Source organism: Oceanobacillus profundus, from assembly GCF_003515705.1.
In the GTDB taxonomy this organism is placed as follows: domain Bacteria; phylum Bacillota; class Bacilli; order Bacillales; family Amphibacillaceae; genus Oceanobacillus; species Oceanobacillus profundus.
Map to the genome: position 1 here is coordinate 1 of NZ_QWEH01000007.1, position 19,152 is coordinate 19,152.

The following is a 19,152-nucleotide window of genomic DNA, read 5'->3' on the forward strand; positions in this document are numbered from 1 at the left end:
AAGTACGCCAAGTGATGGGCTATTCTTTAGAAGATTTTTATGATGAAGAAAAAGGGAATGGAACATGGAGAGAAAAATATCTAGAGTGTGTGGCAAATGAAAGCTTATCACGTAAAACAGTAAATGCTATCGATATTATGAAACGTGTGATGGTATCCCAGCTTGAGACGGGTACACCATTTATGTTTTACCGTGATGAGGTAAATCGTCAAAATGCCAATAACCATCAAGGAATGATTTACTGCTCTAACTTATGTACAGAAATTACGCAAAACCAGTCACCAACACAGTTTGTTGAAGAAATAATTGAAAAACAGAACGAAGAATATCTTGTTCAGAAAACATACAAGCCTGGTGATTATGTAGTTTGTAACTTAAGCTCAATTAACTTAGCAAGAACAGTTAGCTCTGGTGTCTTAAATAGACTTATTAAAATTCAAGTTCGTATGCTGGATAACGTTATTGATGTAAATAACCTACCTGTTAAGCAGGCAGAGATTACAAATAAAAAATATCGACCAGTTGGTCTTGGAACATTTGGGTGGCACCACCTGCTTGCGCTAAAAGGTGTTCATTGGGAAACAGAAGAAGCCGTTCAATATGCAGATGATCTCTACGAAGAGATTGCCTACCATACTATTAAATCATCCATGGAATTATCTAAAGAAAAAGGTGCATATCCTTTATTTGAAGGAAGCGATTGGGATACAGGTGAATACTTTGAAAAACGTGGTTATCTAGGAAATAATGAATACACATATGATAGCGAACAAGCAATGATATGGGGAGAATTGCGTGACGATGTGCAGAAGTATGGTATCCGAAATGCATATTTAATGGCTGTGGCACCAAACTCTACAACATCTATGATTGCTGGTTCTACTGCAAGTGTTGACCCTATTTTCCAGCCATTCTATAACGAAGAGAAGAAAGATTTTAAAATTCCTACAACTGCACCAGACTTAGACCATCATACGTATGATATTTATAGAAAATCTGCTTATATTTTAGATCAACGTTGGTCCGTTAGACAGAATGCTGCACGTCAAAAGCATATTGACCAAAGTATTTCATTTAACTTCTATGTGCCGAATACAATTCGTGCATCGATTTTATTAGATCTTCATTTACAAGCATGGAGAGAAGGACTTAAAACAACCTATTATGTTCGTTCAACTTCAACAGATGTAGAGGAGTGTGAATGGTGTCAAAGCTAAAAGCAATTATTGCTTACCATTCATATAGCGGGAACACAAAGGAAATAGCTGAGCATATAGAAAAGTATTTGAACAATCAAGCAGAAGTAATCATGCATCGTATTGGGGTAGACTCCCCAATACAGCGTGATACATTCGACATACTGCTTCTAGGAACGTTTACTTGGGAGTATGGAGAGGTCCCTGATGAAGTAAAGGACTTTATCCTTGAAGTAGGTTATAAACCAGAGAATGTAGCTATATTTGGCTCTGGAGACACACAGTTTGGTGGAGATGAGATATTCTGCTTAGCGGTTGATAAGTTAGCAAAATTTTATAATAGTCCCTGGAGCGGATTAAAGATCGAACAATCTCCAAGAGGTGTACAAGAAGATAAGATAGATAACTGGATGAAAGAGGTAATAAAAGATGGAAAAATTAACAGTAGCAAAAACATTGGAGCCAACATATCCAAATAAATCAACTGGATTATTCGGTGGACAATCAAGCGGCATTTTAAACTGGAATGATATTGCATATCCGCATTGGTATAAAATGTACAAGCGGCTTGTAGGGAACTACTGGCAAGCAGATGAGGTAAATATGTCTAGTGACGTAAAAGACTTCTTAGGATTGCCCGAAAATGAACGAGAAGCTTACCTGAAGATAATAGGCTTACTATCTACACTTGATGCACCACAAACAAGAACTGCGTTGCTTATCTCACTGTACGCAACAGACCCTGCAGTGCAATCTATTATGGCTGTTATCGCCCAGCAAGAAGCAGTACACAATGAAAGCTATTCATACGTGTTGTCATCCGTTGTTTCACTGGATGAACAAAACAAATCGTTCCAGCTAGGAAGAGTAGATGAAGTGCTGCTTAAGCGAAATGAAGAAATTAAAAAGCAATATAACCTATTTGTTGAGTCACCTACAGTTGAAAATATCTTAAAAACATTGGTTTATACTACATTACTTGAAGGCATGTTCTTCTACTCTGGGTTTGCATTCTTCTACAACCTGGCACGTTACAACAAAATGGTAGGTACATCAACAATGATTAGTTACATTAATCGTGATGAACTGGAACATGGCCGCTTCATTTCTGAATTATTCAGAGCAACATTAGCAGAACATCCAGAATTAAATACAGAAGAATTAACACAATGGATTTACAATCACTATGAAAAATCTGTAGAGCTTGAAATTGAATGGAGCAACTACGTATTAAAAGGAATTGAAGGACTTGACCTAAAAGAGATGAGCGGGTATATCAAGTACCGAGCAAACAAAATGCTACGCATGCTAGGCCTTAGCGAACTTTATCCAGATTACGTGAAGAATCCAATGAAATGGATTAGAGCTTATGTAGATAATATTGATGGCACAAAGACAGACTTCTTTGAAAATAAATCAAGACAGTACACAAAGACAAGTGATTTAAACGGTTTTGACGACCTTTAAAAGGAGTGAAAAACATGGAGTTAGTAAGCGAATATCTGAAAAGAATAGATCCTCAATCAAAAGATAAAGAAAAGCTTTTTGGTTATATTAATATGTTAATTGAAAAGAAAGACTATAGTGCTGATGAAATAATTAAGCTAATAAGTAAAGATAATATGCGAAGAAAATTGCTCTCAGAAAAAGAAGATAATTTCTATAGAAGAAGACGAGCTTTTGGACTTGATGTCTCATCTACATGGTTTGATGAAACTTCTATGCCTGATCCTCCTCCAACATTACAAAGTAGGGGTGATGTATTCTGGGCTAATGAACTGAGACATGATTGGAGAAATGCTTTTGTAAGAGAATATTTAGGAGAGTGGGTAGAAGATAATGGAACAAACAGTGACACTAACTGACCTATATGAATTTAAAAGATGTTCTCTCCGATTCAAGCTAACAAAAGTAGATAAAGTTACATCTGTCATGAATGCAAAAGATGGTTTACATGAAGCATTGCATAGCACGATTAATTATTTTTATTATGCAATGCTTGATGGTAAATTTTTAAGTATGAATGATTTGAAGGAAAAGTTCTCAAACATTTGGTATGGAGAAATGGATTTATATGATATTAAATTGAATGGAAATCAAGAAAAACGTAAAAAAGAGTTGGAAGCCATTGAAATGCTCCAAACTCTTCATCGGAAAGAACAACGAAACAAAGATGAAATTGTAGCGGTTAATCTTGATTTTCGGGTTCCTTTTGGAAAGGAATTAACAGTGATGGATAAAATACCCCTCATTCGTAAGACAAGCAGAGGACATGAAATTGTTAACATTAAAACAGGCAAGCAAAAGTACGATGAGTTTTGGCAGCGCACTGATATGGGAATAACCTTGCAAGCGTTAGCTTTTGAAGGAATCTTTAAGAAGCAAGCAGATACAATACGTATTGAAAATATACGTAGAGGAGATAGCACCTTTTTAGAAAGAAAAAGAAGTGACTATCAACGCCTTTATAAATCTGTCAGGATGATGCAGAAGGCAATGCAAGAAGGCTGGTTTTACCCTAATGAAAGTTTTATGTGTAATTCATGTCCAGTTAAAAATATTTGTATGGAGTGGAGATAAATATGAATATGAAAAAGCTGTTTAAAAAATTTGAAGCAAACTATGATATGGAAAATCTAACGGAAGCAGAAATGATAAGTATCATTCAGAATCCTAATGCTTTCAGCAGAAAAAAAGTTACCCAGCAAAAACCAAAAACTAAAAAGCGACACAAGCGAAACAGGAGAAAATAATGCGCAAATCATGGGATAAATACTTTATGGATCAAGCTAAATTAGTAAATGAAAGAGCTACTTGCGATAGACTTCATGTTGGTTGTGTATTTGTAAAAGATAATCGTATGATTGCTGCAGGATATAATGGGTCAATCAGCGGTCATGAGCATTGTGATGAGGTTGGCCATCTCATGTATGAAGGTGGATGTAAGAGAACAATACATGCAGAGATGAATACGCTTCTTCAATGCGCAAAATATGGCGTGTCCAGCGATGGAGCAACTGCATATGTAACAGATCAACCATGCCCGGATTGTACAAAGTCATTAAACCAAGCTGGCATTAAACGAATTGTTTATGCCAATGCATATGAACACAGGTATGAAAATAAGTTTGATGATGGAATGATTGTAGAACAACTATCGTATTAGAGCGTATAGAACTAAAATTAAACTAGAAACCTTACTTAGATGTATATAGAACAGAAAAGATAAAAAAATCTCGCAGAATCTCAAGATTCTGCTTTCTTTTTCCACTTTTTATGATATACTATGGTTAATGAAATGCATTACATTTATAGAAGAGGTGATTTAAAATGGATTTTAAACAGCCTAATTTAATTGAAATAGTTGAGGATGAAGGCAAAGGAATTACAACAATTCTTACTGAAAAAGGGAAAGAAAAGGAGAATGTTGAAAATGGAAGCAACAAAGCAGATTCAAAAAAGGATGAATAGAATTGGTTCTAAAAAGAACTATGTTGTTGAAAGTCATCTTAATGATAAAAAGAAAAATCAAGATTTAGTTCAAGTTAAAAAGAGCTCCGAAGGTGGAACAGAAGTAATCAATCTCATCTTGGAGCCAGACAAATATGAAGAGTTAAGCATGAAAACACGCTTAACCTTTGATGAGTTTTGTGACTGCATTAATACTTTTATTGGTTCAGAAGAAGATGATTGGGATTCCCTTCGAATGAAAGATCAAATTAATTTAAGTCGTGATGAAATCATTGCAGAAACAATGATCAAATATGCCAAAGAAGAACTGAAAATTGATACGGATAAGGCTACTGGGAGAGAGATTAGCTATGCTAAATCCTATGATGAACAAGGGGTATATGCTGGCGAAATCATAACTGTGTCTCTTACAAACATGAATCAATTTGGGGTATATTAATATGAGAGAAGAATTAAGACTACCAATGATGATGTTTGGAAGTTTCAAACAGACTAAAGCTAAGCGTGATGAAAACAACAAGACGATTAAAAAACCAAATGGACAATATGTGCTTCAAAAGTATACAAAAGTTCATAATGAAATGGCAGGAGACCCTGGAGTTTTTCCAAGTGTCAATCACATATATCAGCGAACCAAAAATGGAAGGCAAAAACTTACTAAGCCTGCTGAAAATTTATTAGAAAAATGGAATTCGTTAGCACAGATTTGGTCCTATAATAATGGCTGGGAGCTAAGAAGTGACAAGGTTGTCGTTGAGATAACAACATACTTTCCTAACGACAATAAAGAGCGTGACACTCATAATGCGATTAAGTTAATGATGGATGCTTTAGAAGGAGTTATTTATAAAAAGGACAGCAAAGCGCTCCCACGCATCATGGATTTTCATAAAGTTGAAGATAATGATGCTCCACACTTTATGCTAACTATTTACAAGAAGGAAGAAGAATATGAAATTATGCAATCAAGGTATAGAGAAGCTAGTTAAAGAAATTCATAATGGAAAAGACCCATCAGAACTTGTTGAGCAATACGATAACTTTATTAATAAATATTTACGCATGTTCACACATGGAACCATAGACTTCTCTAATTATGATTTGCGTATGTTCCTTAGCTGCTATATTAAGAATGAAACTGATAGAAGAAATTTAAGAAGAGGTAAATATCATTCTAAACAAGATTATGCAAATGCATATGAAGTATTAAACTATTTGCAGCAAGCATTTGAAGATTACGAGAGTAGAGAAATCTATCATGAATTAGTTATTCCCTTCTTGATTTGCATAAAAAGATACACATTTATGAATAAAAGTTTTAGTAAATATCTTTATAGCACTTATAGGTATGAATTGCTTAGACATATTAATAACTTAATCTTCCAACGAGCTAAAGTAACAGAGATGAGTCAGCCTTCTGTTGAATTAGAAATCAACATCAAAGAAGAGGAAGAAATGTATTTCGATGATGATTTAAAACTCAATCATCCATATTGGTTAAACGGTAAAGATACACTCGACCCTTTTAACCAATTCAGGAGAGAAGAGAGACTTATTTTAGTTAAGTATTACTTAGAGAAGTACACAGACCAAGAAATTGGAAGACTGATTGGAAGAAATAGAAGATCCGTTAATCGGTCCAGACTGCGTGTAATTCGAAAACTCGAAGATGATATAAGAGGAGGGCAAGTAAAGTGGAGCAGGTGGATACATTAGTTTTATTCACAGAAGAAAAACCTAAACCAGTGGTTGCTATTCAATTTAATCCAAAAATCAATAAATTCACTAACAAAGAGGGGCATTGTACAGTGGATAATGTGATTTTTTCAACTAAGTTTTTTGAATCAATTGCTGCTCTTAGCAGAAAAGAATTTGAAAAATATATACCTAAAAAAACTATAGATAAAATATTTAATATTTAATAATCCATAAATTCGAAACGGGAAGGTTCTCTATCATACTTAATAATTTATTAAAGGATGTAGAATTAAATGAACTTTATTGATGTAGGATTTTCCAATTATGTAGACGCTAGCAAAATTATCTTTGTTAGTCAAGTAGACTCAGCTCCAATCAAACGTATGATTAAAAACGCTAAAGAAGAAAATCGCTTTATTGATGTTACACAGGGAAGAAAAGCTCGTTCAATTATTTATAGCGCTTGTGGAGACGAAATTGTTTTAACGCAAGTAACTGTTTTACCTTCAACTATTGTCAGTCGTATGAAGAAGGTAAATCCAGCATTTGAAAATTTATTGATGAAATCAGAAGTGGAAAACGAACTTGAGATTTAATGATTGAAGGAGAAGGAAATATATGGGGGCTATAACTGATAATATTGTACATATACATGTTCACTCTGAAGATAGCAAACTAGATGGACTGCCAACAATCAATGACCTGATTAAAAAGGCTAAAGAAATAGGCAGTCCAGCTCTTGGATTAACAGACCATGGAGTAATGGGAGGAATTGCTAGCTTTATACAAGAATGTAAAAATCAAGGAATAAAACCTCTTCCAGGTATCGAAGCGTATCTAGTTAAGAATAGACACCTTCATGGACCTGAACTAGAAAACATTCGCTTATATCTTGGAGATAAATATAAAATTGTTGATAAAAAAGGAAAGTTTACTAAAAAACCTTTCAATGAATTTATTAAGAAGATAAAAAAAGATATAAGATGCTTTGAAGAAGAAGCAGAGGAATTACTAAAAGGCTACCTTATGAATGATGAAATGGACTTATTTGACCTGCTTGATGGAAGTGTAGATCTAAACCAAAGTACAGAAAGTAAAATAGCTGAATTTAAAGCAGATATCCTCAAATATTTGGATTATGCCAGCAATGACCACTTGCTCCTTCTAGCTATGAACGATCAAGGATTGAAGGATTTATATAAAATTAGCAGTGATGCTCACATTAATGGATTCTATTCTGATCCAAGAACCGATTTAAAGTTTATTCAACAAAATAATTTAGGTGAAAATATTATTGCTACCTCTGCATGTTTAGGTAGCACACTTGCAAGATATGCAATGAATGGCCGAATGAAAGAAGCGGTTCAATTTATTGAAGAGTGCAAAAAAACTTTTCATGCATTCTACTTAGAAAAGCAAGCTGTTGTTAGTAGAGATCAAGTTGAATACAACAAGCTTATTGATGAATTAGCAGAGAAGACCAATACACCTAAAGTAATTACAACAGATGTTCATTTTGCCAATAAAGAAGATCATGAGTTACACGATATTCTAGTTGCAGGATCAATGAAAAAATGTGTTCTAGATGAAGACCGATACATCTATTCTGAAGACCATTACATGAAAACAGTCGAAGAAATTAGGAAAAACTTCAGAGACGAAGAAGCTATCGCAAACACACTTAGGATTGCAGACATGGTTGATGTTAGCCTTCCAACTGAGCCACTGTTTCCACGTTTCCCGGTTGAGGACGGAGATAGCGTAGAAGAAGTATTGCGCAAAAAGTCTTGGGAAGCATTGTTTCAATACTGCTTGAAGAATCCTGATATTGACTTTAATAAATATGCGAACCAGTTAAATTATGAGTTGGATGTTATTTGCTCTGAAGGTTTTGCAGATTACTTTCTAATTACAGAGGACTTTATCAATGCCGCTCAAGCAGAACACTATCTTGTAGGTCCTGGTCGTGGGTCAGCTGCAGGTTCCCTTGTTTGCTTTGTGTTAAATATTACTACGGTAGATCCTTTACAAAATGGATTGCTCTTTGAGCGCTTCCTAAACCCAGAGCGAGCAGGTTATCCGGATTGAAAATAAACCTTAATATGTTTCCTGAAACACAACTCACTATTCAAAAGATTCAGAATCTGATAAAATAAGGGTATAAAACTTTTGAATAGGAGTGAAAAAATGGCTAAAAAATATATTGTAAAATTTCATTGTGAATTTTGTGGAAAATCTGTAGAAACATTAAGTTACAGAAAAAATTTAAAGTATTGTTCTTTCAGTTGTAAGTCAAAGAAAACATAATGAGATTTTCTAATGCAATATATAATAACGCAACTATATATCTAGAAAGAAAATATAATAGATATTTAAGGTTAAAAGCACAGTCCCTTACATCAGAGATGGTGTAAGCAAACTCTGAATATGCTGGAAAGCCCTTAGAGCCCTTGTTAGTAGCAGCTACTAGAAATGGTAGTCAGCATCTAAAAATACAAGGGATTGGGTAATCAGCAGAGATAGACCTAAGTGCATGAATGCATACGGTAAGCTCTCAACGACTACCAAGGAGCATCTCACTGAGATGATGGTATAGTCTACTCCCCTATAAAAATATCGGGAAACCGAGGGTATAAAGGGTCGATATTGATATGGGCTATAACGCTTCTCGTTGGACTCAACTTTATTTAAAGCGAAAATATGGTACAGATAAAGTAGCCCAAATCGGTACTGATGGAACATTGGCTGCTAGATCAGCAATTAAATTTATTACAGATGCACTTGGATATACTGAGAAAAACAAAAATCTTAAAGATGTATTTGCAGCTGCAGTTCCAAATGATCCAGGAATTTCACTTACAAAAGCATATGCTCAAAGTGATGAGTTGAAAAAGTATGCGAAACACTATCCAGATATATGGAAAGCAGCATTAGGTGTGGAAGGACATAAGAGGTCGGTTGGTGTTCATGCATCTGGTATAGTAATATCACCTAAGCCTTTAACAGACATTGTTCCGCTTCGATTAGATAGTGAAGGATTAGAAACTACAGAGTATGACATGGAATGGATTGAAAAATTCCTTGTAAAATTCGATTTATTAAAACTTGATACGCTTGATTTAATTGAAAGAGCTATGAAAAATGCTGGGATATTAGGTAAAGTAAATATCAATGATATTGATTTAAATGACCCCAACATTTATGAAAGAGTGTATCGTACAGATCAGTTAGAAGGAATCTTCCAGGTTGAATCTGAAGGTATGAGAAATGTTATTAAAGAACTGCAGCCTAACTGTTTTGAAGATATAGGAGTAGTTGTTGCCCTATACAGACCGGGTCCAATGGATTTAATACCAACTTATATAAATCGTAAGTTTGGTAGAGAGAAAGTTAGTTATCCTTTTGATGAGTTGGAACCAGTATTAAAAGATACTTACGGCGTCTGGGTGTACCAGGAGCAAATTATGGAAGCTTCCAGGATACTTGGTGGTTTAACATTAGGACAGGCAGACATGATACGTAAAGGTGTATCCAAGAAGAAAGTTAAACTTATGCATCGATGGATTGACTTAATGATTTATGGTTCTGCAGATTACATTCGCATACAGGAAGAAAGAATTCAACAATATCCAGAACCATCATCTGTTCCATTAGATGATAACGGAGATCCAACTGTATGGGTAGACCATGATGAGTATAAAAAAGGTTGGAAAGGCATACCCGAAATTGAAGGGGCTCTTCAACGAGGATTTGATCTCAATAAACTACTTAAACTTAAAGAACAATGGATTAAGTTCGGGGAGTACTGTTTCAACCGTGCACATAGTGCTGCTTATGCAAAAATATCAATTCAAACAGCATACTTGAAATGCTATCATCCTACAGAATTTATGGCAGCGCTTCTTAGCATATCTGAAGGAAAGAAAGATAAAAATAAAAAATCAAAAAACGTTAACTATATTCCTATTTGTGAGGAAATGGGTATTCAGATTCTTCCTCCAGACATCAATGAATCTAAAAGCGATTGGACACCAATCATTGAAATTCAAAGAGATGAGCAAGGAAATGAATTTCAGAAAGGCTATATCAGGTATGGTATTGGAAGCATAGCTGGCGTAAGAAATGCTGCAGTCGACAATATTATTATGAATCAACCATATGACAGTGTAGATATGTTAATTGAATCCACTGACAGCAGCAAGGTAAATAAGACTAAGGTTATCAATCTTATAAAAGCTGGATGTTTTGATTCAATCAATAAAAACCGTAATGCATTACTTAATGAATACGGAAAGCGTATAGGAGAAAATTTAGAAGTAAAAGAAACGACCACCAAAACAGATATTATCCAGTATGAACGTGAAACACTTGGGATTAGCGTAACCATCAAATCTAGATGGATGACAATACCTGATGGTAAAGCAAACATTCAGTTTACTGGAATACTTCAAGAGATTGATCCTTTCGTTAGTCAAAAAGGTCAAGAGCATTGTCGCATTAAGATTGAAACAAATGAAGACACTATTTCTGGAATAATATTTAATCGCAATTGGATGAATTTAAAAGACCAGCTCATTGTAGGAGCTAAAGTAGTTGTAAAGGGTAAGAAAAACAACGATAGTCTCCAAGTAAATAGTGTTGCTCAGGGGTGAAAAAGTGGAGTTAGTCTCAGAATACCTAAAAAGAGTAAGCAAGGATACCAGTAAAACAAGAGTAAATAAGAGAACAATTCACGCAGATATGTATAAGAATCTTAAGTGTTCTTTTATAAATGATGAAATGCAAATTAAATTTAATCAGCCATATGGTCGAATTCTTAATATGCGTAGTGAAGTTAACGACAGTTTTACAGCATACCATGTCAATGGAATTTATAAATCTAGATACAGGACTAATTATGTAGAGTTTGAAATAGACCCTACTCAAAAATTTTATGACATACTTCTATCATTTGATGGACAAATTTGCATAGAGAATAACTATATTTGTGTGCTCGGAAGAGTAGAAAGCTATAATCTTAACCATTTTTCAGAAACAAATTTATGTTCAATAACAATAATAGCGGAGGTAATAACATATGGAGATTAATGAATTTCAAGAATTAAGTACAAGAACCATGCCTGAAGGCGATAAGAATGGGAAAGCTAACTATGCTTTAGGAGTCACCGGTGAAGGAGGTGAGGTAGCAGACATTATTAAAAAGCACCTATTTCATGGCCATGAATTAAATAGAGAAAAATTAATCGAAGAATTAGGTGATGTAATGCACTACGTATCTGGGTTAGCGAAGATGTTCGATATCTCCTTAGAAGAGATAACAGAATATAATCTAAATAAATTAAAGGACCGTTATCCAGAAGGGTTTAGCAAAGAGCGAAGTATTAATCGAGTACGCTAAAAAGGAGAGATAAATATGTTTAAAGAAGGTCAAAAAGTAAGAGTGGTAGATACAAAGGCTGTCAAAGAAGATCCATTCTTGGATAAAGAAGGGTTGCAAATCATTGAGAAGAGTGACTTTACCGGAGAGATCACAAAAATAGAAGATGGTATTCACTTTGTGGGATTTAAAAATGAAGCTGGATGGGTTACACAAGGATACAAGGAAAAAGAGATTCAAGGAGTGAAGTAATATGACAACAATGAATGGTGTACCATTTAGACAGATGATGGTTTCTACATCAAAGCGTTCAATTAAATGCCCTAATCCAATGGTACCAAAGAAAATTACTGTTCATGAAACAGATAATATGACTACTGCAGAAAACGAAGTTAAATATATGATTGGGAATGATAGTAGTACTTCTTATCATACAGCGATAGATGAAACAGAAGTAATTCAGGCACTTCCTTACAACAGAAATGGATGGCATTCAGGCGATGGAAAAAATGGGTATGGAAACCGAAACACTATTGGCGTTGAAATCTGCAGAAACTATGATAGAAATCGCCAAACAAGAAACCTAATTGAGCCGCTTAAATCTCAGTATAATAAGGCGAAAGAAAATGCTGTAAAAGTAATTGCTCAATTATGTGTTGATCACAATATTGTTGCTAACTCAAGCAACATCAAAAGACATTATGACTGGAATAGAAAGAATTGCCCAAGTAAAATGATTGCTGATAAACTATGGAATGCATTTCTTAATGATATTATTGCTGAATATAACCGGTTAGTAGGTAAGAAGGCAACATCTTCATCGAAGCCAGCTAATAACACAAGTAAAGATAACTCTTCATCTTCTAATAGTTCTACAAAATCTAAGTGGACTAAAATTGAAGGAAAATGGACTGGCCAATCATTATTTGAAGGTCAATATGGTCCTCCGGTAGAAGATATGCAAACTATGCTTGCAAATAACACTCCACCATTTTATCCAGAAAAAGGTGCAAAAAATAATGGAGTTGATAACTACTTTGGCGGTCAGACAAAAGATGCAGTTATACGATTCCAAACTTATTATGGATTGAAGGTAGATGGCATACCAGGTAAAGAGGTATATGGAAAGCTGAAAGAAAATAAATCTGATTCAAGTAGTGAGTCAGGTTCAAGCAGTAAATCTAGCAGTCCATCATTTAAAGTTAACTCTAAAGTGACATTAAGCAAATCTGCTAAAAAATATGCTACCGGGCAAACAATCCCAAGCAGTGTTAAAGGAAAAAGTTACACAATCCAACAAATAAAAACGGATCGAGTATTGCTGAAAGAAATTGTGAGCTGGGTCTATAAAAAAGATGTTGTAGGTACCAGCAGTTCTTCTAGCAAGTCGAAAACAAGTACCTCAAATTCATCGAGTAATTCTAGCGAATCAGGCAAACATGGTAAGTTAAAAATCGTTAATGTAAACAGTGCTGCCATTGTTATGGACAAGCCAGATCGCAACAATGCTAAAAGCATTGGCACAATTAAAAAAGGTGCTACATTGCCGCTTAATGGATCTGTACGTGGGAAAAACAGTGATAATGGCTATTGGGAAGTCGAATATAAAGGCGGTCTCGGATATATCACAGGCAATTTTGGTCAAAAATCATAATCTTTAAGTAAGCCCTTATTACTATATAAAACTGGAGAACTTTTATATAGTGAGGAGAAAAATATATTATGAGCAAAAGAATAGATTGGAAATCAGCACAGGGGAAAAAGGTAATCTTATATATTATAAAGCTACGTGAAAGTAAAAAAACTTTCCCAGAAATTGAAAAACTATTAAATGAAAAGTTTGATCTGCCAATCCATATTAGTAATGACAGTATTAGAAAGCAATACAATAAACATAAAAATGATGAAGAATTTCAGGAGTTAGCTAAAAAAGAAGATAAAGAGATTGAAAGTCTTTATCAGGAAATTGAAGAAAAAGAAGCTGCTGAAAATGCTGAAGAAGAAGAAAGAAAAGCTCAAGAAGAAGCAATTGAAGAAGCTAAGGAAAAAGCTCGGAAAGATAGAGATAAAAAACTCCTTACAAAGCTCTTAAAAGAACGAGGAACAACAGAGTTAATTGTTGAAACTTTCCGTGACACTATTCAGTCTTATCCATTTATGGATATATCTGTTCCAGATCCTGTTAAAAAGAATAAAGGCTCTGTGGAAGAAGCAGTCTTACTTTTTAGTGATGCACAAATTGGTGAACACATTACAAGCGAAGATACTCAAGGTTTCGGTGAATATAACATAGGAATTTTTAAAGACCGCATGGATAAGCTAGTAAATCGTATGCGTAGAATTACAGAATCACATAAGCAAATAAATAACATCGAAACACTGAATTTATTCATGCTTGGCGATAACGTCGATGGAATTGGAATTTATCGTGGCCAAGAACATCATTTAGATGCACTTGTAGTAGAACAATTACTTGTAGGTTCTGAGAAAATTGCAGAAGGTATTATTCAATTACTTGGAACGTTTAAGAAAATAAAAATAACAGGAATAGTTGGTAATCATGGTCGTATTGGACGAAAAGGTGAGAACCCTACACATGTTAACTTTGATTACCTGTTATACAAAATGTTAGAAAAGCTGCTACAGAACTATAAAGAACGCATTGAGTGGACAATACCTAAATCAAACTGGATTCTTCAAAACGTTTTAGGCAATGGATTCTTACTATTACATGGAGACACAATCAAGGGCTGGAATGGAATTCCATATTACGGCATCGATCGTGCAGACTCACGCTTAACAAAAATGCTTCAAGCACATGGAAAAACATACAAATATTTATGCTTAGGTCATCATCATAATCCAGGAGATGTTGACTCTCCAAATGGTGAGAAAATACTAAATGGAACAATGGTTGGTGGATCAAACTTTAGTATTAATCAATTACATACTACAAGTAGACCATCTCAATGGTTCTTCGGAATAAACAAGATTGAAGGTATTTCATGGAGATATAAAATCCTGCTTGACATAGAGGAGGATAATCAGTGAAGGAATCAACAAAAAAAGATTTAATTTACGATCTCACTGTTAGCTCTTTCAATATGTTGAAAGTAGGATGCACACTCTTGATTTACTTTAAGTGGGGAACGGTTTTTGGCTTAGCAATTGCTCTTTTCTTTCTACTAGGTGCATTGAGAAAATACTAAAAAGGAGGGTTATAAGTGGAATTAAATATTCAAACTTCAGAAATAATACGTTCTATATTAAAAGAGCAATTTAAAAAAGGAGAACTAGAAAGAGCGGTTGAAGCTGGCAATAAAATTCATGATGCAATTGGCAATATAGTAGAAGAAATGGAACTAACTGTCGCTGAAGTACTATATGCTACGCTTGCCGTTAATGAGGGAATCTTAGAAGAATGCATGAAAGATGCAGAAAATGAGAGAGAAAAGCATGCAAAATCACTCAAATAAGTTATTTTGCCTAATAGGTCCATCCTCGTCAGGGAAAGATGCGATTAAATTTGCCAGTGGTTATCCCTATGTTGTCTCCTACAGGACAAGAAAGAAAAGAGTAGGAGAAATAGAAGGTAAAGATGGCTATTTTATAGATGTAGAAGGATTCCATGAAATAGAGAGTGAGCTTATTGCAAAAACATATTACTGTGGGAACTATTACGGGGTAACAAAAAAAGAGCTTGATCGATTGAGTAGCTCGCATATGATTTATGTAATTGATTGGGAGGGCTATCAGTACATGAAAGCAATGATATCAAAAGAAGACCTCCCTATTGATATGGTATCTATTTATATTAACATTAATCCTAACGATTTAAAGGAGAGAATGATTAAGCAAAATAGAACAGAAACAGAAATAGAAGAAAGATTGCAGCAATTAGATCAGGATATAAGCGTTAAGAGTAAATGCAAATATATAATTAATAACAAAACAACGCTAGAAAATGCAGTTAAACAACTAAATAAAATTATTCAATTAGAAGAGCTACAGTAATGTGGCTCTTTTGCTAGTATTTTGAATTAATTTACTTTAAAAAGACATGATAAGAAAAAATCTTCCAATATCTTCGAATTCCTTCCTAAAATGATGTAAATAGAATTTCTTATTTCACTTGTCAACTCATCAATAGTATAGTCTTTAAGATATCCACCTTCCTTAATTTCGCTAATAGTAGACTCTTCAAGGATTTTAGCAGTTCTACTTTCAGGCTCATTCTCTTCGATACAAGCAGTAAAAAACATGTTAAGTTCACCTTCAACCACTTGATTATTAACAACTTTAGGATTATTAGCTACATGTTGAAGAAACAGATAACTCATAGATGCAACAGCAATTCTTATTGGCACAACATAAACCTCCATTAATCTTATTGGGTATAATTATAATATCAGAGTGTAAACAGACATTCAAGAACAAGTGTTCGTATTTTGGAATAAATAAAAATTTAATAAATGCTGAATAGAAAGATTACTGTCAACCATCAGTTTACAACTCTGCACCGGGATTTATATTATACTAATTCCAATGAAAAGTAAATATAAAATATTACATTTTTGTTACTTCATGACCATTTTATGAATAAATAGGATAAAGTATTTAAGAAATCACTAGAGGGAGAAATAGTATGAGAGAAATGAATCGATTAGAAAAGTTCGGATCATATCTACATGACATTAGAATGGAGAATGGTTATACATTAAGTGATATAGCTAATAAAATTGAACTAACAAAACAATATTTAAGCTATCTAGAAAGAGGGAAAAAAGATCCTTCGGATTCTACGATCTACAAAATAGCTAATTTTTACAATATAAATGAGCAAATATTATTTAACTTATTAGGCAGAATTCCCCATAAGTTGCAAGAGAAATTATGTGAAAATGAATATTTTAATGAGCTAATCATTTACATTACTGAAAATCCATGTATTTTAAAATCGAAACAGCAAGAATTCTGTATTGAATTTAAAAAGCTATATGAGAGATACAGTCAATAAAATAAAATATTTTTTAAAAAACGTTAAACATATATTTAAAAGAGCCGATATAACTATTGTAATCATCAAGGAGGATGAAAAGTGGCATTAGTTCTAGGTAGAAAAGTAGGAGAAAAAGTAGTCATTCAAGACGATCAAGGAAGAGAAGTCGAGATTAAAGTAATTAAAGGAGAAGGTGGCTTAAAGCATTCTCTTAAGCTAAGAATCTCAGCTCCACAAGAATTCAATATTATTCGTGGAGAGATTTATGACGGTAATAACTCCTAACAGGAGATATTATATATACTAGCATCTCACAAGGATAGGGTTTGCTAGAAAAACAAACACACGGAGGTAGATAATTATGATTATCAATCACAACATTTCAGCTCTTAATGCACATCGTCAATTAGGAGCAAACCAAGGAGCAGTACAAGGTTCATTGGAGAAACTTACTTCAGGTCTTCGTATCAACAAAGCAGGCGATGACGCTGCGGGACTAGCAATCTCAGAAAAAATGCGTGGCCAAATTCGTGGATTAGAAATGGCTTCTAAGAATGCATCGGACGGAATAAGTCTTATACAAACTGCCGAGGGAGCTCTTAACGAAACTCATTCAATCCTTCAACGTATGCGTGAACTAACAGTTCAAGCTGGAAATACAGGAACTCAGGAAGATGTCGATCTTCAAGCAATTCAGGATGAAATTGCTTCATTGAAAGAAGAAATTGGTGGAATGGCTGATGGTAGTAAAGGTATTGCTGACCGCACACAGTTTAATGGAAAAGACCTTCTTAATGGAGATTTTGCAGATACTGTGGCTGAAATTACTTTCCAAATCGGAGCAAATGGTGGGCAACAATTAACTGTCAATATTGCTGATATGAGAGCTACAGCTATTGGAACAGAAGGCGGAACAATGATTTCTGATATTGATGTTACTGATTTCACAACTACAGATTTCGATACTCAATTGCAAGCCATTGATGATGCAATCAATCAAGTATCTACTCAACGTTCTTCTCTAGGAGCAGTGCAAAATCGTTTGGAACACACAATTAATAACCTTGGAGCTTCATCTGAAAACCTAACAGCTGCAGAATCTCGAATCAGAGACACTGATATGGCTAAAGAGATGATGGAATTCACTAAGAACAATATTCTTTCTCAAGCAGCTCAAAGCATGTTGGCGCAAGCAAACCAACAACCACAAGGAGTATTACAATTACTTCAATAATAACAAACAAAGCGCAGTATTTTATCTGCGCTTTGTTATTTTATCTCAATATCTTAAGTAAACTCTGAATTTTGAGACAAAAAATATTTTTTTAAATTAACTTCCGATAATAAAGATTATGTCTACTCGAAAAAATAAAAGACTTGTCTACCAATAATTTCCTCGTTGTTCATCAATATATATTATGTAAACTAGGTTATTCTTCTTCTCCTTCCAGATTGCTTTCACTTTCTCGTATATACTGTTCGATTAGGTTGTAAGAGATTGTATCAAGTGACTTTTTTACTCCAAGGTTAAAGACTAGAATCTTAAATACATCCAATAACTCTTCGTCACTATAAAGAAGCTTTCCTTTTCGAGGCATTTCCCATTTTTCAGGAAGATAAGCTTCTACGATTTTATAGTTTAATTCTTGAGGCTCCATTTTTAGACTTAAGGTATCCCTATTCTTTTTGGTTTCCTTCTGAACCATTATATTCACCATCCTCTAGGTATAGCTACTACATCTTCTTTTTTCACAGCTAGAAAAAGAGCAACAAAAAGTAACTACCCTCCACATACCAGTTGACAGGTAGTTACTTTTTGTTGCTCATAAATTTGGTCTACCATACATCTTGCGGCATGTAATTGCACTGAACGAGTGTTTGCGCACTCAGTCAGTGGATTTATAGCAGCTACTTCTTAATGAAAGTATACCTTCATTTGCAATATATTTCAAGCAACCTAAAAGAAAGGGAGTAAAATTTTTAGATTAGCTCAAATGTCTAATCTAAAAATTTATTAATATACAATGTGAATACGTCCATCTTCCCATATTTCTACAGGGTGATAGCTTAATGCTCCATCCATCCCACTATAAAACCCTTTTTCAAGTAGATCCTTCTTGAATTTATCATAGTTTTCTCGGTGAACAACCAGGTCATAAAAGTAAAGATGCTTACCATCAATTATATCAACATTAGATGGAAGAAAATTACCTTCGAATTTTCCTTCAAAGTATTTTCTAGCTTCATCGTGGTTTGGAAATTCGGGCATTTCCTCTTCAAACTTCCTTGATAATCGATATGGATGTTCCTTCAACCATTCTCTTTCAAAATCATAGATTTCCCTCTGAGCGATTATATTCACCATCCTATCATTTATGACGTCTATTATAAACATCTTTGTCTAAACTATC

The 19,152-nt window shown here is 34.2% G+C and carries 29 protein-coding genes; 26 read left to right on the top strand and 3 right to left on the bottom strand.

Annotated features, from left to right (window positions below; genetic code table 11):
- From D1B32_RS11385 to D1B32_RS11480, 23 genes are all read left to right on the top strand, one after another.
- A partial coding sequence (locus D1B32_RS11385; RefSeq protein WP_476703864.1) for a ribonucleotide reductase barrel domain-containing protein occupies nucleotides 1-1,217 on the top strand: 1,217 nt, incomplete at its 5' end.
- Nucleotides 1,202-1,675 carry a flavodoxin gene (locus D1B32_RS11390; RefSeq protein WP_118889396.1) on the top strand — a complete coding sequence of 158 codons (474 nt, stop codon included), beginning with the start codon at nucleotides 1,202-1,204 and terminating at the stop codon, nucleotides 1,673-1,675. The genes D1B32_RS11385 and D1B32_RS11390, both read left to right, overlap by 16 nt.
- Nucleotides 1,626-2,663, top strand: a complete 1,038-nt coding sequence (locus tag D1B32_RS11395) for a ribonucleotide-diphosphate reductase subunit beta (protein ID WP_118889397.1) — start codon at nucleotides 1,626-1,628, stop codon at nucleotides 2,661-2,663. Before D1B32_RS11390 ends, D1B32_RS11395 begins: the two co-directional genes overlap by 50 nt.
- Nucleotides 2,664-2,677: 14 nt before the next feature.
- On the top strand, nucleotides 2,678-3,061 hold the full coding sequence (locus D1B32_RS11400; RefSeq protein WP_118889398.1) for a hypothetical protein: 384 nt from the start codon (nucleotides 2,678-2,680) through the stop codon (nucleotides 3,059-3,061).
- Complete coding sequence (locus tag D1B32_RS11405; protein ID WP_118889399.1) at nucleotides 3,036-3,776, top strand: PD-(D/E)XK nuclease family protein; 741 nt, start codon at nucleotides 3,036-3,038, stop codon at nucleotides 3,774-3,776. Before D1B32_RS11400 ends, D1B32_RS11405 begins: the two co-directional genes overlap by 26 nt.
- Nucleotides 3,777-3,778: 2 nt before the next feature.
- Entirely contained in the window at nucleotides 3,779-3,949 is a 171-nt protein-coding gene (locus tag D1B32_RS23735) for a hypothetical protein (RefSeq protein ID WP_158586243.1), read from the top strand.
- A complete protein-coding gene (locus tag D1B32_RS11410) occupies nucleotides 3,946-4,362 on the top strand; it encodes a deoxycytidylate deaminase (RefSeq protein WP_205126985.1) in 417 nt (138 codons plus the stop codon). Before D1B32_RS23735 ends, D1B32_RS11410 begins: the two co-directional genes overlap by 4 nt.
- A 164-nt stretch (nucleotides 4,363-4,526) precedes the next feature.
- The gene (locus tag D1B32_RS23740; protein ID WP_158586244.1) at nucleotides 4,527-4,667 is read left to right on the top strand and encodes a hypothetical protein; all 141 of its coding nucleotides are present in this window, start codon (nucleotides 4,527-4,529) and stop codon (nucleotides 4,665-4,667) included.
- Nucleotides 4,630-5,106, top strand: coding sequence for a hypothetical protein (locus D1B32_RS11415; RefSeq protein ID WP_118889401.1), 477 nt, complete (start codon nucleotides 4,630-4,632; stop codon nucleotides 5,104-5,106). Before D1B32_RS23740 ends, D1B32_RS11415 begins: the two co-directional genes overlap by 38 nt.
- 1 nt (nucleotide 5,107) lies before the next feature.
- Nucleotides 5,108-5,656 carry a RusA family crossover junction endodeoxyribonuclease gene (locus D1B32_RS11420; RefSeq protein ID WP_205126982.1) on the top strand — a complete coding sequence of 183 codons (549 nt, stop codon included), beginning with the start codon at nucleotides 5,108-5,110 and terminating at the stop codon, nucleotides 5,654-5,656.
- Entirely contained in the window at nucleotides 5,619-6,383 is a 765-nt protein-coding gene (locus tag D1B32_RS11425; RefSeq protein ID WP_118889402.1) for a hypothetical protein, read from the top strand. The genes D1B32_RS11420 and D1B32_RS11425 overlap by 38 nt, the downstream gene beginning before the upstream one ends.
- Nucleotides 6,362-6,589, top strand: coding sequence for a hypothetical protein (locus D1B32_RS11430; protein WP_118889403.1), 228 nt, complete (start codon nucleotides 6,362-6,364; stop codon nucleotides 6,587-6,589). The genes D1B32_RS11425 and D1B32_RS11430 overlap by 22 nt, the downstream gene beginning before the upstream one ends.
- A 69-nt stretch (nucleotides 6,590-6,658) precedes the next feature.
- Nucleotides 6,659-6,961: a DUF370 domain-containing protein gene (locus tag D1B32_RS11435; protein ID WP_240033780.1), complete on the top strand. Its 303-nt coding sequence runs from the start codon at nucleotides 6,659-6,661 to the stop codon at nucleotides 6,959-6,961.
- Nucleotides 6,962-6,983: 22 nt separating this feature from the next.
- The gene (locus D1B32_RS11440; RefSeq protein ID WP_118889404.1) at nucleotides 6,984-8,453 is read left to right on the top strand and encodes a PHP domain-containing protein; all 1,470 of its coding nucleotides are present in this window, start codon (nucleotides 6,984-6,986) and stop codon (nucleotides 8,451-8,453) included.
- A gap of 563 nt (nucleotides 8,454-9,016) precedes the next feature.
- Nucleotides 9,017-11,017, top strand: a complete 2,001-nt coding sequence (locus D1B32_RS11445; protein ID WP_118889405.1) for a helix-hairpin-helix domain-containing protein — start codon at nucleotides 9,017-9,019, stop codon at nucleotides 11,015-11,017.
- Nucleotides 11,018-11,021: 4 nt separating this feature from the next.
- On the top strand, nucleotides 11,022-11,453 hold the full coding sequence (locus tag D1B32_RS11450; protein WP_118889406.1) for a hypothetical protein: 432 nt from the start codon (nucleotides 11,022-11,024) through the stop codon (nucleotides 11,451-11,453).
- Complete coding sequence (locus tag D1B32_RS11455; RefSeq protein WP_118889407.1) at nucleotides 11,443-11,763, top strand: nucleoside triphosphate pyrophosphohydrolase family protein; 321 nt, start codon at nucleotides 11,443-11,445, stop codon at nucleotides 11,761-11,763. Before D1B32_RS11450 ends, D1B32_RS11455 begins: the two co-directional genes overlap by 11 nt.
- Before the next feature lie 15 nt (nucleotides 11,764-11,778).
- The gene (locus D1B32_RS11460; RefSeq protein ID WP_118889408.1) at nucleotides 11,779-11,994 is read left to right on the top strand and encodes a hypothetical protein; all 216 of its coding nucleotides are present in this window, start codon (nucleotides 11,779-11,781) and stop codon (nucleotides 11,992-11,994) included.
- Nucleotide 11,995: 1 nt separating this feature from the next.
- Entirely contained in the window at nucleotides 11,996-13,396 is a 1,401-nt protein-coding gene (locus D1B32_RS11465; protein ID WP_118889409.1) for a peptidoglycan recognition protein family protein, read from the top strand.
- 68 nt (nucleotides 13,397-13,464) lie between these two features.
- Nucleotides 13,465-14,793: a metallophosphoesterase family protein gene (locus D1B32_RS11470; RefSeq protein WP_118889410.1), complete on the top strand. Its 1,329-nt coding sequence runs from the start codon at nucleotides 13,465-13,467 to the stop codon at nucleotides 14,791-14,793.
- On the top strand, nucleotides 14,790-14,951 hold the full coding sequence (locus D1B32_RS23745; RefSeq protein ID WP_158586245.1) for a hypothetical protein: 162 nt from the start codon (nucleotides 14,790-14,792) through the stop codon (nucleotides 14,949-14,951). The genes D1B32_RS11470 and D1B32_RS23745 overlap by 4 nt, the downstream gene beginning before the upstream one ends.
- Before the next feature lie 15 nt (nucleotides 14,952-14,966).
- Nucleotides 14,967-15,218 carry a hypothetical protein gene (locus D1B32_RS11475; RefSeq protein WP_118889411.1) on the top strand — a complete coding sequence of 84 codons (252 nt, stop codon included), beginning with the start codon at nucleotides 14,967-14,969 and terminating at the stop codon, nucleotides 15,216-15,218.
- Nucleotides 15,199-15,756: a hypothetical protein gene (locus tag D1B32_RS11480; protein ID WP_158586246.1), complete on the top strand. Its 558-nt coding sequence runs from the start codon at nucleotides 15,199-15,201 to the stop codon at nucleotides 15,754-15,756. The genes D1B32_RS11475 and D1B32_RS11480 overlap by 20 nt, the downstream gene beginning before the upstream one ends.
- A gap of 26 nt (nucleotides 15,757-15,782) precedes the next feature.
- Here the strand turns inward: D1B32_RS11480 and D1B32_RS11485 are convergent, their stop codons facing one another.
- Nucleotides 15,783-16,109 carry a hypothetical protein gene (locus D1B32_RS11485; protein WP_118889413.1) on the bottom strand — a complete coding sequence of 109 codons (327 nt, stop codon included), beginning with the start codon at nucleotides 16,107-16,109 and terminating at the stop codon, nucleotides 15,783-15,785.
- Between the two features lie 278 nt (nucleotides 16,110-16,387).
- Here D1B32_RS11485 and D1B32_RS11490 point away from each other — a divergent pair, with 278 nt between their 5' ends.
- The 3 genes from D1B32_RS11490 to hag all read left to right on the top strand — a co-directional run bounded on the left by D1B32_RS11490 (nucleotide 16,388) and on the right by hag (nucleotide 17,975).
- A complete protein-coding gene (locus tag D1B32_RS11490) occupies nucleotides 16,388-16,759 on the top strand; it encodes a helix-turn-helix domain-containing protein (RefSeq protein ID WP_118889414.1) in 372 nt (123 codons plus the stop codon).
- 81 nt (nucleotides 16,760-16,840) lie between these two features.
- Entirely contained in the window at nucleotides 16,841-17,026 is a 186-nt protein-coding gene (locus D1B32_RS11495) for a carbon storage regulator (RefSeq protein ID WP_118889415.1), read from the top strand.
- Between the two features lie 76 nt (nucleotides 17,027-17,102).
- Nucleotides 17,103-17,975: a flagellin Hag gene (hag, locus tag D1B32_RS11500; protein WP_118889416.1), complete on the top strand. Its 873-nt coding sequence runs from the start codon at nucleotides 17,103-17,105 to the stop codon at nucleotides 17,973-17,975.
- A gap of 196 nt (nucleotides 17,976-18,171) precedes the next feature.
- On the opposite strand, the gene D1B32_RS11505 is transcribed toward hag, so the two are convergent.
- Nucleotides 18,172-18,447 carry a hypothetical protein gene (locus D1B32_RS11505; RefSeq protein ID WP_118889417.1) on the bottom strand — a complete coding sequence of 92 codons (276 nt, stop codon included), beginning with the start codon at nucleotides 18,445-18,447 and terminating at the stop codon, nucleotides 18,172-18,174.
- A 308-nt stretch (nucleotides 18,448-18,755) separates the two neighbouring features.
- Nucleotides 18,756-19,136 (bottom strand): hypothetical protein, encoded by a 381-nt coding sequence (locus D1B32_RS11510; protein ID WP_118889418.1) that lies wholly within the window; start codon nucleotides 19,134-19,136, stop codon nucleotides 18,756-18,758.
- Between the last annotated feature and the right edge of the window lie 16 nt (nucleotides 19,137-19,152).

Bases quoted from the DNA above. Each gene is read 5' to 3' on its own strand.
- D1B32_RS11390 (WP_118889396.1), top strand. From the start codon at position 1,202: ATGGTGTCAAAGCTAAAAGCAATTATTGCTTACCATTCATATAGCGGG.
- D1B32_RS11395 (WP_118889397.1), top strand. From the start codon at position 1,626: ATGGAAAAATTAACAGTAGCAAAAACATTGGAGCCAACATATCCAAAT.
- D1B32_RS11400 (WP_118889398.1), top strand. From the start codon at position 2,678: ATGGAGTTAGTAAGCGAATATCTGAAAAGAATAGATCCTCAATCAAAA.
- D1B32_RS11405 (WP_118889399.1), top strand. From the start codon at position 3,036: ATGGAACAAACAGTGACACTAACTGACCTATATGAATTTAAAAGATGT.
- D1B32_RS23735 (WP_158586243.1), top strand. From the start codon at position 3,779: ATGAATATGAAAAAGCTGTTTAAAAAATTTGAAGCAAACTATGATATG.
- D1B32_RS23740 (WP_158586244.1), top strand. From the start codon at position 4,527: ATGGATTTTAAACAGCCTAATTTAATTGAAATAGTTGAGGATGAAGGC.
- D1B32_RS11415 (WP_118889401.1), top strand. From the start codon at position 4,630: ATGGAAGCAACAAAGCAGATTCAAAAAAGGATGAATAGAATTGGTTCT.
- D1B32_RS11420 (WP_205126982.1), top strand. From the start codon at position 5,108: ATGAGAGAAGAATTAAGACTACCAATGATGATGTTTGGAAGTTTCAAA.
- D1B32_RS11425 (WP_118889402.1), top strand. From the start codon at position 5,619: ATGAAATTATGCAATCAAGGTATAGAGAAGCTAGTTAAAGAAATTCAT.
- D1B32_RS11435 (WP_240033780.1), top strand. From the start codon at position 6,659: ATGAACTTTATTGATGTAGGATTTTCCAATTATGTAGACGCTAGCAAA.
- D1B32_RS11440 (WP_118889404.1), top strand. From the start codon at position 6,984: ATGGGGGCTATAACTGATAATATTGTACATATACATGTTCACTCTGAA.
- D1B32_RS11445 (WP_118889405.1), top strand. From the start codon at position 9,017: ATGGGCTATAACGCTTCTCGTTGGACTCAACTTTATTTAAAGCGAAAA.
- D1B32_RS11455 (WP_118889407.1), top strand. From the start codon at position 11,443: ATGGAGATTAATGAATTTCAAGAATTAAGTACAAGAACCATGCCTGAA.
- D1B32_RS11460 (WP_118889408.1), top strand. From the start codon at position 11,779: ATGTTTAAAGAAGGTCAAAAAGTAAGAGTGGTAGATACAAAGGCTGTC.
- D1B32_RS11465 (WP_118889409.1), top strand. From the start codon at position 11,996: ATGACAACAATGAATGGTGTACCATTTAGACAGATGATGGTTTCTACA.
- D1B32_RS11470 (WP_118889410.1), top strand. From the start codon at position 13,465: ATGAGCAAAAGAATAGATTGGAAATCAGCACAGGGGAAAAAGGTAATC.
- D1B32_RS11480 (WP_158586246.1), top strand. From the start codon at position 15,199: ATGCAAAATCACTCAAATAAGTTATTTTGCCTAATAGGTCCATCCTCG.
- D1B32_RS11490 (WP_118889414.1), top strand. From the start codon at position 16,388: ATGAGAGAAATGAATCGATTAGAAAAGTTCGGATCATATCTACATGAC.
- hag (WP_118889416.1), top strand. From the start codon at position 17,103: ATGATTATCAATCACAACATTTCAGCTCTTAATGCACATCGTCAATTA.
- D1B32_RS11505 (WP_118889417.1), bottom strand. From the start codon at position 18,447: ATGGTTCAGAAGGAAACCAAAAAGAATAGGGATACCTTAAGTCTAAAA.
- D1B32_RS11510 (WP_118889418.1), bottom strand. From the start codon at position 19,136: ATGTTTATAATAGACGTCATAAATGATAGGATGGTGAATATAATCGCT.